Source organism: Paraperibacillus marinus, assembly GCF_046237605.1.
Taxonomy (GTDB): domain Bacteria; phylum Bacillota; class Bacilli; order Bacillales; family DSM-1321; genus Paraperibacillus; species Paraperibacillus marinus.
Genome location: NZ_CP143542.1, coordinates 2700901 through 2713971, shown reverse-complemented (window position 1 = coordinate 2713971; position 13071 = coordinate 2700901). Strand labels below are relative to the sequence as shown.

Annotated in this window: 15 protein-coding genes, 1 other RNA gene and 1 riboswitch; of the genes, 10 read left to right on the top strand and 6 right to left on the bottom strand. The window is 46.1% G+C overall.

What is annotated here, in order from left to right:
* The first annotated feature begins 129 nt into the window (after positions 1–129).
* From sirA to V1498_RS13665, 4 genes are all read left to right on the top strand, one after another.
* Positions 130–603: a sporulation inhibitor of replication protein SirA gene (sirA, locus tag V1498_RS13680; RefSeq protein WP_409294267.1), complete on the top strand. Its 474-nt coding sequence runs from the start codon at positions 130–132 to the stop codon at positions 601–603.
* A 53-nt stretch (positions 604–656) separates the two neighbouring features.
* On the top strand, positions 657–872 hold the full coding sequence (locus V1498_RS13675; RefSeq protein WP_409292450.1) for a YneF family protein: 216 nt from the start codon (positions 657–659) through the stop codon (positions 870–872).
* A 319-nt stretch (positions 873–1191) separates the two neighbouring features.
* The gene (locus V1498_RS13670) at positions 1192–2937 is read left to right on the top strand and encodes an ABC transporter transmembrane domain-containing protein (RefSeq protein WP_409294266.1); all 1746 of its coding nucleotides are present in this window, start codon (positions 1192–1194) and stop codon (positions 2935–2937) included.
* A 2-nt stretch (positions 2938–2939) separates the two neighbouring features.
* Positions 2940–4733, top strand: a complete 1794-nt coding sequence (locus tag V1498_RS13665; protein ID WP_409294265.1) for an ABC transporter ATP-binding protein — start codon at positions 2940–2942, stop codon at positions 4731–4733.
* A gap of 56 nt (positions 4734–4789) precedes the next feature.
* Here the strand turns inward: V1498_RS13665 and V1498_RS13660 are convergent, their stop codons facing one another.
* Positions 4790–4984 carry a Spo0E family sporulation regulatory protein-aspartic acid phosphatase gene (locus tag V1498_RS13660; protein WP_409294264.1) on the bottom strand — a complete coding sequence of 65 codons (195 nt, stop codon included), beginning with the start codon at positions 4982–4984 and terminating at the stop codon, positions 4790–4792.
* 410 nt (positions 4985–5394) lie between these two features.
* Between V1498_RS13660 and V1498_RS13655 the strand changes: the two genes are divergently transcribed.
* The 3 genes from V1498_RS13655 (at position 5395) to V1498_RS13645 (ending at position 7234) form a co-directional block, all read left to right on the top strand.
* Positions 5395–6102, top strand: a complete 708-nt coding sequence (locus V1498_RS13655) for a cytochrome c biogenesis CcdA family protein (protein WP_409294263.1) — start codon at positions 5395–5397, stop codon at positions 6100–6102.
* Between the two features lie 129 nt (positions 6103–6231).
* Complete coding sequence (locus V1498_RS13650; RefSeq protein ID WP_409294262.1) at positions 6232–6591, top strand: response regulator; 360 nt, start codon at positions 6232–6234, stop codon at positions 6589–6591.
* Positions 6592–6754: 163 nt separating this feature from the next.
* Positions 6755–7234 (top strand): CcdC family protein, encoded by a 480-nt coding sequence (locus tag V1498_RS13645; protein ID WP_409294261.1) that lies wholly within the window; start codon positions 6755–6757, stop codon positions 7232–7234.
* A gap of 67 nt (positions 7235–7301) precedes the next feature.
* Here V1498_RS13645 and V1498_RS13640 read toward each other — a convergent pair whose 3' ends face one another.
* On the bottom strand, positions 7302–8168 hold the full coding sequence (locus tag V1498_RS13640) for an amidase (RefSeq protein WP_409294260.1): 867 nt from the start codon (positions 8166–8168) through the stop codon (positions 7302–7304).
* 44 nt (positions 8169–8212) lie between these two features.
* A riboswitch (cyclic di-GMP riboswitch) is annotated at positions 8213–8305 on the bottom strand.
* A gap of 239 nt (positions 8306–8544) precedes the next feature.
* Here V1498_RS13640 and V1498_RS13635 point away from each other — a divergent pair.
* Positions 8545–8778 (top strand): hypothetical protein, encoded by a 234-nt coding sequence (locus tag V1498_RS13635; RefSeq protein ID WP_409294259.1) that lies wholly within the window; start codon positions 8545–8547, stop codon positions 8776–8778.
* Positions 8779–8936: 158 nt separating this feature from the next.
* Here the strand turns inward: V1498_RS13635 and V1498_RS13630 are convergent, their stop codons facing one another.
* Positions 8937–9215: a hypothetical protein gene (locus tag V1498_RS13630; protein WP_409294258.1), complete on the bottom strand. Its 279-nt coding sequence runs from the start codon at positions 9213–9215 to the stop codon at positions 8937–8939.
* A 125-nt stretch (positions 9216–9340) separates the two neighbouring features.
* Here V1498_RS13630 and V1498_RS13625 point away from each other — a divergent pair, with 125 nt between their 5' ends.
* Positions 9341–9517, top strand: a complete 177-nt coding sequence (locus V1498_RS13625) for a hypothetical protein (protein WP_409294257.1) — start codon at positions 9341–9343, stop codon at positions 9515–9517.
* 144 nt (positions 9518–9661) lie between these two features.
* Positions 9662–9856: non-coding RNA, 6S RNA (ssrS, locus tag V1498_RS13620), on the top strand.
* A gap of 470 nt (positions 9857–10326) precedes the next feature.
* Here ssrS and lsrF read toward each other — a convergent pair.
* Genes lsrF through lsrK form a run of 3 tightly spaced genes read right to left on the bottom strand, consistent with a single transcriptional unit; the run spans position 10327 to position 13071 of the window.
* Positions 10327–11121, bottom strand: a complete 795-nt coding sequence (lsrF, locus tag V1498_RS13615; protein ID WP_409294256.1) for a 3-hydroxy-5-phosphonooxypentane-2,4-dione thiolase — start codon at positions 11119–11121, stop codon at positions 10327–10329.
* A 5-nt stretch (positions 11122–11126) separates the two neighbouring features.
* Positions 11127–11489: a cupin domain-containing protein gene (locus V1498_RS13610; RefSeq protein ID WP_409294255.1), complete on the bottom strand. Its 363-nt coding sequence runs from the start codon at positions 11487–11489 to the stop codon at positions 11127–11129.
* Positions 11490–11502: 13 nt separating this feature from the next.
* Positions 11503–13071 carry an autoinducer-2 kinase gene (gene lsrK / locus V1498_RS13605; protein ID WP_409294254.1) on the bottom strand — a complete coding sequence of 523 codons (1569 nt, stop codon included), beginning with the start codon at positions 13069–13071 and terminating at the stop codon, positions 11503–11505.

Sequence of the window (13071 nt, the reverse complement as noted above, 5' to 3'; positions counted from 1 at the left end):
TGTTTTATACTAAAAGTGTCAGAATTGTATGAATTCGACAAAATGACCGTTTTATTTCTCCATTAATCAACATATCTTTCGTATAGCGGCATATATAATTGGTAAAAGAATGTGAATGGAGTGTGTGGAGTGAGGATATACAATTTATATGTAATCGAAGATGATGTAGCGAGGCATTACTTTGGCCGTGAACGTCTGCTCTATAACTTATTCTTAGAATACTCTAAGTCCTCAGGAGAACTCCAGGAGATCATCAAACGGCAAATTGCCTATATCACCAAGCCCCTGCCTATCCTCCAAATCCAGAAGATGCTCGACCACCAGCTTAGAGTCAAAAAGGATTCCCAGGACAAAAATAGGGTATATTATATTGAAACGAATGAAGGGCTGAGCAGTGCTTCCCTGCGGATTGGCGACAATGGGTTGACGCTTGAAGCAAGGGGGTCTCTAGAAGCAGAAACTGAATTTTTTGAATGCCTCCGAAAATCTGAATCTGATTTTTTGGCGCTGGACCTTATAAATAACAAGTTCGGCTGGCTAAAACCAATTAAGGAGAGAAAATTCCGCTTAAAAGAAGGAAATTATTATTCGGATATTGTATAATATCCCTTGGGTCTAGTAACAATGTGATAGACAACACGAAGGAGGAAAATAGTATGTGGACGGAAATACTAGTAGGTATCGTGGCACTTCTTGCCGGGGTAGCTCTAGGATTTTTCATTGCTCGTCGCTATATGATGACATACCTTAAGAAAAATCCGCCAATAAACGAACAAATGCTCAAAATGATGATGATGCAGATGGGTATGAAACCATCACAGAAGAAAATCAACCAAATGATGAGCGCCATGAACAAGCAGGCTGGGAAGTAAGCTCAGGAGCTCCTGCACCTATGAATATTGGATATGCAAGTATGGGACAAGCCAGGTACATACTCATCCTGAGGGAACCGGCAGCTCCGTTTGTCTATATCTAAAACGCGACCACTTTCTTTTTGGCTGACAGCCAATCCGGAGAGTGGTTTTTTGTTTGTTTTGTGATTTATACAGGTAAGAGAAGGGGTTAAAACTGGATAAAAGCAATTTACCAAAAAATAAAAAATATTCTAAAAAGTGTTCTTGACTTCCCCTATTTTCTGGTAAAATATGAAGGCGTTTAGTTTTATATACATCGTATGCGGGGGAAGGGTAGATGAAGTTATTCCTAGAGTTAAAATGGTTTTTTGTACAAGAAAGGAAGGCATACCTGACGGGAATCGGCATGCTGGTTTTTGTGGCCCTCCTTCAGTTGATTCCACCGCGTATCATCGGCATTATCGTGGATCTGATTGAGAATGATACATTGAGTGTAAAGGTGCTTTTCGGATGGATGGGGATGCTTGCTGCCTCTGCTGTGGGAATGTATGTTCTCCGCTATTTTTGGAGGATCATGATCTTTGGATCGGCGGTAAAGCTTGCGAGACAGATGAGGAACAGGCTGTACGGCCATTTTACCCGGATGTCGCAGGCGTTTTATCAGCGGCGGCGAATTGGGGACCTGATGGCGCATGCGACCAATGATCTCCAGGCTATTCAGCAGACAGCCGGTTCCGGGGTGCTTACACTGGTGGACTCGCTGACAACAGGCGGAACCGTTGTGGCTGCCATGCTGTTCATCAGCTGGAAGCTCACATTGATCTGCCTTTTGCCGATGCCAATCATGGCCTATTTGACCAGTTATTATGGGTCACTGCTCCATAAAAGCTTCCATAAGGCCCAGGAGGCCTTTTCGAGCCTGAATGACAAGACCCAGGAAAGCATTAACGGAATCAAGGTCATTAAGACCTTCGGCCAGGAGAAGCAGGATATAGATTCCTTCCGGGCCCAGTCGGAGGATGTTGTCCAGAAGAATATGACCGTTGCTAGAATTGATGCTTTATTTGATCCTACCATTTCTATCATTGTCGGCATTTCTTTTTTTCTGTCCATAGCGTTTGGATCTAAATTTGTCCTGAATGAAGAATTGACAATCGGTCAGCTGGTTTCCTTCACTACATATTTAGGCCTGCTGATCTGGCCGATGCTTGCATTCGGCTGGCTCTTCAATATTGTTGAAAGGGGCAGGGCCTCGTACGACCGGGTGATGGCACTTCTTGCCGAAAAGGTGGATATTGTTGAAAAGAAAGAGTCGGCAGGAATTCTGGCTGCAGGCAGAATCGAATTTGCGATCAGCAGATTTTCTTACCCAAATGAGGAATCCCCGGTATTGAAAGACATTTACTTTAAGCTGCAGCCAGGCCAGACACTGGGCATTGCAGGTAAAACAGGCTCCGGGAAAACCACGCTCCTAAAGCTTTTGATCCGGGAGTTTGACGGGTATGAAGGATTTGTGGCAATCGGCGGGACGAACATCGATGAGTATGCTTTGGAAGGTTTGAGAAAGTCGATCGGGTATGTACCGCAGGATCATTTTTTATTTTCGGCATCGGTGGCGGATAATATCGCTTTTGCCGCACCGGAAGCGGGTTACAGAGATATCATCAAGGCGGCTGAGGCGGCCTATATACACGAAGATATCCTGCAGTTCACAGACGGCTATGAGACGGTGGTAGGAGAGCGCGGTGTCTCTTTATCCGGGGGCCAGAAACAGAGGATATCGATTGCAAGGGCTTTAATTATGGAACCGGAAGTCCTGATATTGGACGATTCATTGTCCGCGGTCGATGCGAAGACGGAAGAGACCATCCTTCGGAATCTCAAGGAAAACAGAGAAGGAAAGACAACCATCATTACCGCTCACCGGCTGAGCGCCATTCAGCATGCAGACTTGATACTGGTTCTTGATGACGGCCATTTGATACAGCATGGAACTCATGATGAGCTTATGGGGCACGAAGGATGGTATAAGACGATGTATCTGCAGCAGCAGCTTGAAGAACTTGTGGAGCATGGAGGATGAAGATGGATACTAACAGCCTGTCTATAAGCGGAAAAGAGCAGCGCAAAATCCTTTCCCGGCTGCTCGGCTATGCAAAGCCGCATAAAAAGGTCATTCTCATTGCCTTTTTCTGTTTGTTGATGATGACCCTCGGGAATATATTCGGTCCGATCATTATTGGGGTTTTCATAGATGATTATTTAAGGCCGGGCCGCCTTGACCGTTCCGCCATCATCATGCTCGGCAGCCTGTATATGGGAATACAGGTGGCGATGGTGATCTTTATGTATTTTCAGCTGCTTAAATTCCAGGAAGTTGCCCTGGCTATTATTAAACAGCTGAGAATTGATATTTTCTCAAAGGTTCACGCCCTTGGGATGAAATATTTTGATAAGACCCCGGGGGGGAGCCTCGTATCTCGAGTGACGAATGATACGGAAGCCATCAAGGACATGTTCGTCAGTGTGGTCAGCACATTCATTCAGAGCGCCTTCCAGCTTACCGGCATTTTCATCGCCATGTTTGTCCTGAATGTTAAATTAGCGCTTTTCTGCGCCATCATCCTGCCTATCATATTCTTGGTGATGGCTGCCTACAGGAAATACAGCTCCATTTATTATCAGGACATGCGGGAGCGGCTGAGCCAGCTTAATGCCAAACTCAGCGAATCGCTCCAGGGCATGGCCATTATCCAGGTGTTCAGGCAGGAACGCAGGCTGCGCAGGGAATTTGAGGACATCAATGAAAAGCACTACTCCGCAGGCATGAAGAATATCAAGGTGGATGGACTGTTGCTGCGTCCCGCCTTGGACTTGATTTATGCACTCACACTGATCATTGTATTGAGCTTTTTTGGAATCACTTCTCTCAAAAGCCCTGTCGAGATCGGAGTGATTTATGTTTTTGTAAGCTATATCGACCGGTTCTTTGAGCCGTTGAACCAGGTAATGATGCGCCTTTCCTTATTCCAGCAGGCGATTATTGCGGGGGAGAGGGTATTCAAAGTTATCGATGAGAAGGAATTTGCGCCCGGTCAGACAGGAAACGGGGAACATAGCATTTCAGACGGAGAAATACAGTTCAGGAATGTCAGCTTTTCTTATGATGGAAAAAGGGATGTCCTGAAAAACATAAGCTTCACTGCAAAAAAAGGAGAGACTGTCGCTCTTGTCGGACACACCGGCAGCGGTAAGAGCTCCATCATCAACCTTATGATGAGGTTTTACGAATATGAACGCGGTGACATTCTCGTTGATGGAGTCTCGCTGAAGGAATACAGCCGGGACGAACTGCGCAGCAAGATGGGCCTCGTACTTCAGGATCCTTTTTTGTTCTTCGGTACCATTAAGGATAATATCCGGCTGTATGATCCATCCATTACAGATGAGGATATCGAGGAGGCGGCAAGGTTTGTACAGGCGCATGGTTTCATCAACAGACTGCCCCTGCGTTTTGACCATCAAGTGGTTGAGCGGGGATCCACCTTCTCAAGCGGGCAGAAGCAGCTGATCGCCTTTGCCAGGACGATAGCCGCAAATCCAAAGATCCTCGTCCTTGATGAGGCTACGGCAAACATAGACACAGAAACAGAGGAAGCCATCCAGGTGGCGCTCGGGAGAATGAGGCAGGGACGCACTACCATTGCGATCGCTCACCGGCTCTCGACCATCCAGGACGCTGACCAGATTCTTGTTCTGCATCAAGGGGAGATTGTCGAGAGGGGAACTCACCAGGAATTGCTCGCCCAGCGGAAACTCTATTATAAGATGTATCTGCTTCAAAATGGCCTTGCCGATAAAATGGAGAATGCACGATAAAAAAACCTGTATCCGATATACGGATACAGGCTTTCTCATTTGTCATGAATTACATTTCACCTGAATGCGAAGGAATTGGCAGCAGTTGATAAGGGCTTTTTCAAGTATTGCTTATCATATTCATTTAGCAGCCTGTCGAGGTCCTGACTTATTTTCAAGGCTATATCCGAACTTAACCCGTGCTGGGTCGCTGCCGCAATCAACTCAGCCCTCTTTTTTTCAATATGGGTTAAAAGCTTCTCTTTGTTCACAATCGCTGTCCTTTCACTTGTCCAATATTGAAAGACTTTGAAAAAATTGTAAATGAATGATATATAAGTTAGTATAAGTCAGGATGGAAATTAATTCAATCACCTTGAACTGTATGCCTTCCATATTTATGACATTTAAGTGAAATCTGTATAAAACCTGCAGAAATAAAGAATAAAACATTTTGCATTCTAAATATTTGTGTTTTTATATAGTTCTGTAAAGAGATATAGTTGTTAAACAAAGGAGATAGTAGCGGGCGCTTCAATAGAATGAAAAGCCTGCAGCGGAAATCAACTTTTGTATCTTCTATACGAAAACAGCATACAAATAAGTTTCATAATTTGGATGAAAGCATCAGATGATATTTGGTAGAATATAATTAGACATAAAATAGTAGGGGTTGTGAAGTTTGAACGATATTAATCTATTTATCGCCCTTGGGGCTGGGTTTTTGAGTTTTATTTCGCCTTGCTGCCTTCCATTATATCCGGCTTTCCTGTCTTATATAACCGGGATGAGCGTCAGTGAGATCAAGGGTGAGAAGGGGATGCTCAGCAGGAGAAGCTTTCTGCATACCATCTTTTTTTTAATCGGGTTTTCAGTGATATTTATTTCACTGGGATTTGGTTCATCGCTGATCGGCACCCTTTTCGCTGATTATAATGACTTGATTCGGCAGATTGGCGCTATTCTGATGGTATTCTTTGGTTTGGTGATAGCCGGTGCCTTGAACTTCGATTTATTGATGAAAGAGAAAAAATATGAATTTAAGAACCGTCCCGGCGGATATGCAGGCTCCGTTCTGATCGGTCTTGCTTTTGCAGCAGGCTGGACGCCATGCACAGGCCCGATCCTGATGGCGGTTATGGGGCTTGCAGGGACCAATCCTGGCTCGGGAGTCTGGTATATGACCGCCTATACGCTTGGTTTCGCCGTTCCGTTCTTCATCCTGTCATTTTTCATCACACGTCTCGGATGGATCAAGCGGCACAGCAGAGCCCTGGTTAAGGGTGGCGGCTCCCTCATGGTTTTGATGGGTGTTGTATTATTTTTCAACTGGATGAACATGCTGACTTCCTATTTGACCTCTTTATTTGGAGGTTTTCAGGGATTTTAATAGGTATAAAAGCCCATCACTCCATTTATTCAAATTGAAAATAACCTGGAAGTCCGATATATTTATAGTAGTTTAAAATGCCAGTGCCACATTTATACAGTGCTGGGATTTTATGAGGGGGATATATGATTGGCAAGGATTTTAGTAGTAGATGATGCGAAATTTATGAGAGTGACGCTTACTAACATTCTGACAAATGCAGGACATGAGATTGTCGGGGAAGCAGAAACAGGCTTAACGGCTGTCTCCTTGACCAGGCAGCTCGAGCCTGATTTAGTCATTATGGATATAACTATGCCAGAGATGAGCGGGATAGAGGCGCTCAAGGAAATCAAGGGAGCGGGTCTGCCATCGAAAATCATCATGTGTTCGGCAATGGGCCAGCAGAAGATGGTGGTTGAATCGATTGAGGCAGGTGCAAAGGATTTTATCGTCAAGCCTTTTGATGAAGCAAGGGTCCTCGAAGCAGTGAATCGGGTCCTCGTCTAAAAGATCCAAACAGCCCCCGGACAGGAGTGCGGGGATGCTTCTGTTTTGATGAAACAGTGATGCCGCCTTGCAGGGACTCTGTAAAAGAGTGCTTGCTTTTTTTGGCTGGCAATATAATATATTAAGTAGGCATTGATAAATAATGATAAAGGGTGACACAGGCATGATGATTTATCTCTCTTCTATATTTGCTGCATTAATGGCCTCCATGGTCATCTTTATCCGTTTAAAGGCAGCCAAACGCCCAGTATCTGCCAAAAAGATCATTCTGCCCCCGATCTTCATGAGCACCGGGGCACTTATGTTCATATTTCCGGAATTCCGGGTCACAGCATCTGAATGCCTTGAGGCCGTCACAGTGGGCCTGTTATTTTCCATTCTGTTAATTAAAACCTCGACGTTCGAGATAAGAGAGAATCATATATATTTAAAAAGATCGAAAGCTTTTGTTTTCATTTTGATTGGGTTATTGATAATCAGGATCGCAGCCAAGTTCATCCTGAGCGCAACCATAGATCTCGGACAGCTGAGCGGCATGTTCTGGATTCTGGCATTCGGCATGATCGTGCCCTGGAGGATCGCCATGTATTTTCAATACAAAAAGTTCCTCGCGCAGCTTGGCCCTCCGAAGTCTGTTATGTAAGAATAGAGAAAGCACCGGAATTTAGTCTCCGGTGCTTTTGTCTGTTATTATATACTTCAGGACTTACTCATGGTTTCATAGTGAGCCAGCTGCCCACATGATGGACGGCGGTGCCGCCGAAAGCAGGGGTATTGGCATAGGAACTCCTGAGAGCCTCAAGCTGGGTGTTCATATAGCTCTCGCCTTCTTCAAAAAATGAAATTTGGTTTCCTTCGCTTGTTTGTCCGGTCTCAACACCTGCCACAACTCGTTTTCCGTATTTCGCTGCATAGCCCACTTCGTTTTTGACTAGTTCTGCAATCATGGCAGCGGAGTCACGGTACGCCATGATGGTCACACCATTGGTCTTGGAAATAACCCACTCAGCTAATATTCCTTTCCCATACGTGTTTTTGTAGGAAATTTCATCAAACCAAAAGGGGATATCTGCTTCGAGTTCCATCTTTAAAGAATCTGCGCTCGTTTTGGCCTTAGTCAGCAGTGCCTGATAGGATTTGATGGTTTCAGCGCGGTTCGAATTCCATCCTTGATATAGATAAGGCTCCACATCCAAATGGATACCGCTAAACTTCTGCGATTGCGTTGAGCCATTTTGATAGCTGCCAATCCAGGTCATTAATCTGTCCTGGCTCGTGTATCCTTTTGGGGCAGCCCAGTCAGGAGCTCCGTCAAGTGCATATACCCGTATGCCTTTCCCAATCGCTTTTTCATTAAAGCTTCTATACACAGACGCAGGAATATCCCGGTCAATCTGCACATACACCTTATTTAATTTTTTGGTTTCAAGAAAAGCCAGGGTGCCGGATTCATCATCCACAATCATCCACGGATTCCAGAGCCATGTGGCATGGTCCTGCTGGACTCCAGCCTCTGCCCGGATGCCTGATCCTGCCATAAACATCATGAATAAAACCACCATTAATTTTTTTCTCATTGATTTGCCCTCCTTAAAAGCAGCCACAGCTCAGTTAAAGAGAGCCTGGCAGCCTGACGACCCTGCGCTAGAATGTTCAGCGGTTAGGCTCATGGCTTTGCGTCCTTACCTTTCGGAAAAGTTTGCCTTTATCAGTTTGTTATAAATTCTTGTTTACTATATCGTCAGGTGATTTGTAAAGTTTATAGGTATCTTTGCATTTATTTTATTAATTATCCGTTTTGGAAGCTTGCCTGCCATAAGAGGGCGAGAGATTTGACAGGAGAGAATTGAATTTGATTTTTGCACATCAGCTTATCTTAATGAATAGCCAAATCCTGTATCGCTATTAATGGAGCTGTTATATAATAAAACAAACAAGCAGGGAGTGATTTTGATGGCAAAAAGCAGTGCGAGGAAAGCCAGGGAAAAGAGAATTCGTGAAGGGGAGAGAAATCCGATGAAAAGCAGGGGTATTTGGGCAGTGAAGCCAATAACCCGCAAGACAAGGACAAAACAGGAGCAGCTGATCAAATCTGACAGAAAACATAAAAAACGGAATCAACCATCCTATCCAGGTGAAGTGATTCCGTTTTTTTGTGGAAAAGGAGCGGAGCTGCATGTATCATAAGTAGCCTGCAACTAGGTGTGGACATCATTTATCTTGCTTGCATTCTGCCTGCGCCTTACTCCGCTCCACCGCCAAAAGTGTATGACTTCAGTCTTGTTCTGGTCCTTTCCATGTACGTTCTGCGAGTAGAAAACTCATGTTTATTTTATGTGGAAAAATCATGGATTCATCCTTTTTCGCAGCCAGCCCGTCAGCAGTGGATAATATTGAAGCAGGAGGCCGCAGAATATAGCCGTACCTGCAAAGGATAGGAGGAAGAAAACAGGGGAAAAGACGAAGCCAACACTGATCTTACTGTCGAGCACAACCATATTGGACCAGCCCTCACCTGAAGGGCGGTAGAAGAGTGTCCGGATATATCCTGCCAGCAGCGGGAGTCCGACGAAAATCAGGTGAAGGAACAAAGAGCAGAAAATAGCCTTTAAGAAAAGCCTCATATGAAACACCTCCCTTAAAATTATACCAGATGGCTGCGGTGTAGGAGGACAGAAATCTTTAATAAGAAGATCTCAAAGGTTATAATAAAGGAAAATTCCTTTCTGAAGTGCAGGTGAAATACATCTTGAAAAAACTAGGCTGGGGACTCTCGCTCATAGGATTCCTATTCATTCTTTGCGGCATCCTATACCCTCTTGACATCATAACTAAAAACCAATTTCTCATCCTCCTCCTTGGAGGTGCAGCCACCATGTTCATCGGCTCCATGATCCGCGCAATAGCCCTGGTCCAAAAAAAATAGGGGGACAGTCCCCTATTTCCCAAACATTAAAATGCAGATGTATCAAGGGTTTATTGCGCCTTTTATGGGGGGCAGTCCCCATTTCCCGGTCATTACATAATTTTACCATTGTCATTTCCCGCTGGAGTGAGTATACTATTAAAACAAACGCTGCTTTGTACGTTGTGAATAATTAAGTTTTAACCTTTAAGCTGTAACAGGGAGTTTTATATTGGAACGAGAATGACAAGCCTCCGCCTATATGGCAGGGAGGACATACAGGGCCGTTCCTGCAAACACCCACTTTGAGGAGTGGTGGTTTAAAACTTTCTTATAGAATACGGCATATGCGGCAGGAACCCAGGCTGATTACAGCCTGGGTTTTTATTTTGTCCTTTTTGGGGGGATGAGAAAGCCGCTTAACTTTTTGGATGTTATTATAGCAGCGCAGATGGTTGTTTATTTCTTACGGCCAATCCACTATTTCTGTTAGTGTCTGGCTGGCTCTTTTTTTTGACCAGTATAGCTGGGAAATCAGCCGAAAATGGTCTTAAAGGAAAATTCAAGGCCAGTATTGCTCCAAGATTGGCCGGAAATTGTCTTAAAAGAAATTTTAAGACCTATTGCTTTAAGATCGGCTGAAAATGGTCCTAAAGAAAATTTCAAGACCAATATTGCTTTAGAATCGTCCGGAAATTGTCTTAAAAGAAATTTCAGAAATGGTCTTAAGGAACACTACCTCTACTTGGTCTTAAAGTTAGATAACACAGAACAACAAAATAAAAAGCCCGTTACAAAAAACGGGCAGCTATTCTATAATCCTCAAGCATTCAGCTCGATTTCTCACCAGCTGCATCCTCATAAAGCTCCAAGGCTTCTGTTACGCTGAAGTTCTTCCGTACAATCGCATGAATGGCCTGGATCATGGCAGCGGGGTAGTCGGATTGCCAGATGTTGCGGCCCATGTCGACACCGGCTGCTCCCTGGGCAAGGGCGTTATATGTCATTTCGAGTGCTTCTTTCATGGTATCGAGCTTTGGTCCGCCTGCGATGACTATGGGGACCGGGCAGGTGCTGGTAACCTTCTCGAAGTTTTCGCAGTAGTAGGTTTTGATGATATCGGCGCCCATTTCAGCACCGATGCGGGAGGCCAGGGCGAGAAACCGCGCCTCCCGTTTTTGGAGTTCCTTGGCGACAGCGGTTATAGCAAGGACGGGAAGGCCGTATTCATGCGCTTCGGTCACGGCATGGGCGAGATTTGTGACGGTCTGGGTTTCGTAGTCTGAGCCAACAAAGATGGAAACTCCAACTCCGAGGGCGTTATGGCGCAGTGCTTCCTTTATGGGAGTCACCAGATTTTCATTGGCGAGATCGCGGCCGACGATGCTCGGTCCTCCGGAAACCCTGAGGAGAACCGGTTTGCTGCAGTCCTCAGGAATGGCGGATGCCAGCACACCTCTGGTTGCGAACAGGGAGTCTGTATATGGCATCAGCTCCTTGACCGTTTCCTCCGGCTTTTCCAGCCCGTGGATAGGTCCGAGGAAATAGCCATGGTCAATGGCAAGCATTACTGCTTTTCCTTCAGGAAGGATGGCGTTCATTCTGTTTTTCAATCCCCAGCTCATGCTCTTCACTCCTTATCAATAATAGGGTTGGCTGTGTTCACAGAGTCACGATCCGCAATATGGGGCGACTTAATGAACAGCGCTTTGAAATGTTCATTGGAGGTGTTGATTAAATAATGGGATTCACCGGGACTCACCTGAAGTAAGTCGCCGCTTTTTACGTTCACTTTCCTGTTGTCAATATAAAAGTCTATGGCTCCTTCCAAAATATAAAAGCATTCCTCACAAATGGTGTGGTAATGGTTCTGAAAGTCCTGGCCGGGCTTTAACACCACAATTCCAATATCTATATTCGGACCCTTTGACAAATACTTCGGACCCCAATCCCCGAAGCGGTAATGAGACTCGGATTCATTCACCTTATGCATCCTGCCACCTCCATCATTTTGCCTCCGCACCCGGAGCTTTCCACATATGTTCCGTCCATCCTTCGTCTGCAAGCTGGAGCTGGTGTTTATAAATTTTTTGCCAGCGTGAGAAGACATCCTTGTAGATGCTGTGGGTTTTCGGATCAGGGTGGTACTCAGCTTCCCATTTCACAAGCCTGCCGGAAGCATCCTCCATGGACGGGTAGATGCCCGCCCCGACACCGGCCGCAATGGCGGCGCCTAAGGCAGCGGCTTCCTTGACCACCGGCACCTTTACCTTTATACCGAGCACATCAGCAAGAATCTGCGGCCATAGCCTGCCTTTCGCCGCACCACCGGCAAATACGACTTCATGGGGGAAGCGGCCGCTGACTTTTTCAATCAGCTTCAGGTTCCCGAGGGTCACAAGAGCGGCATTCTCTTCAATTGCCCGGAACATCTCCTTCTTGCCGCAGATATCCGGATCAAGAGTGAGATTGATGAAGCTTGGGGACGCATGACGCCAAGAGATGAAATTCATAACATCGGAATAAATCGGCATGATTCCGTGTGAGCCGGCAGGAACACGGGCAGCCTTTTCTTCCAGCACTTCATATACATCCAAACCTCGTGCATCTGCTTCACGTTTTTCCTCCTGGCAGAAGGCATCCCTGAACCACCTCATTACAAGTCCCGGGTAAAAAGCGATCGTTTCATACTGCCATAGCGAAGGGACCGCATGGCAATTCACCCGGATCCTGGCCCCGTGGTCTACTTCGGGCCTCGAGATGTTCACCTCCTGCTGCCAGAAGCTGCCGCCGCAGACAAAAGCCTGGCCGTCCTTCACCACACCAACACCAATGGAAGCAAGCTGAGCATCACCACCCCCTGATACAACTGTCGTTCCTGCTGCTAGGCCGGTTTCAGCTGATGCTTTCTCCGTGACTGCACCAATGACGGTGCCGGCTTCATGGACAGGAGGAAACAAGTCTTCCTTCAGCCCGCAGCCTGTGGCAATCGACGGATCCCACGTGCGTGTTTCCAGGCTGAACATGCCGGTTGTGCACCCATTTGACGGATCAGCCTGGAGAACTCCGCTCAGCCGATACAGCATCCAATCATTGAGCATGGTAATGGCCGCAGCCCTTTCATAAATATCCGGCTGGTATTTCTTGAGCCAGAGAAGGCGGGGCAGGGCTCCGAGGGCAAAAGTCTGCCCGGTTTTCAAATAGATTTCTTTTTCAAAAGATTCCCGAATGCTCTGCAGCTCAAGCACTTCAGCACCTGCCCGGGAATCTACATTCGCGCATGCCCAGATCTCAGAACCCCTGCTGTCGTAGATAACAAATCCTTCCCGCATGCTGGCTGCACTGATTGCCCGGATGGAAGCGGGATTCACTTTGGATAGGGTGAGAAGCTCACGGATGCAGCCTGTTACCAGCCTCCAGTTATGTTCTACGTCAAAATTCATCGACCCCGGGAAACTTGGGTCAGAAGGGTGACTCCATTCCTGCTGGGCGCAGGCGAGCTGCCTGCCTTCCGTGTCAAACAGTACAGCCCTTATGCTGCCTGTTCCTGCATCAAGGGACAGTATGGTATCCAT

Bases quoted from the DNA above. Each gene is read 5' to 3' on its own strand.
- V1498_RS13675 (WP_409292450.1), top strand. From the start codon at position 657: ATGTGGACGGAAATACTAGTAGGTATCGTGGCACTTCTTGCCGGGGTA.
- V1498_RS13670 (WP_409294266.1), top strand. From the start codon at position 1,192: ATGAAGTTATTCCTAGAGTTAAAATGGTTTTTTGTACAAGAAAGGAAG.
- V1498_RS13665 (WP_409294265.1), top strand. From the start codon at position 2,940: ATGGATACTAACAGCCTGTCTATAAGCGGAAAAGAGCAGCGCAAAATC.
- V1498_RS13645 (WP_409294261.1), top strand. From the start codon at position 6,755: ATGATGATTTATCTCTCTTCTATATTTGCTGCATTAATGGCCTCCATG.
- V1498_RS13640 (WP_409294260.1), bottom strand. From the start codon at position 8,168: ATGAGAAAAAAATTAATGGTGGTTTTATTCATGATGTTTATGGCAGGA.
- V1498_RS13635 (WP_409294259.1), top strand. From the start codon at position 8,545: ATGGCAAAAAGCAGTGCGAGGAAAGCCAGGGAAAAGAGAATTCGTGAA.
- V1498_RS13630 (WP_409294258.1), bottom strand. From the start codon at position 9,215: ATGAGGCTTTTCTTAAAGGCTATTTTCTGCTCTTTGTTCCTTCACCTG.
- lsrF (WP_409294256.1), bottom strand. From the start codon at position 11,121: ATGAGCTGGGGATTGAAAAACAGAATGAACGCCATCCTTCCTGAAGGA.
- V1498_RS13610 (WP_409294255.1), bottom strand. From the start codon at position 11,489: ATGCATAAGGTGAATGAATCCGAGTCTCATTACCGCTTCGGGGATTGG.
- lsrK (WP_409294254.1), bottom strand. From the start codon at position 13,071: ATGGATACCATACTGTCCCTTGATGCAGGAACAGGCAGCATAAGGGCT.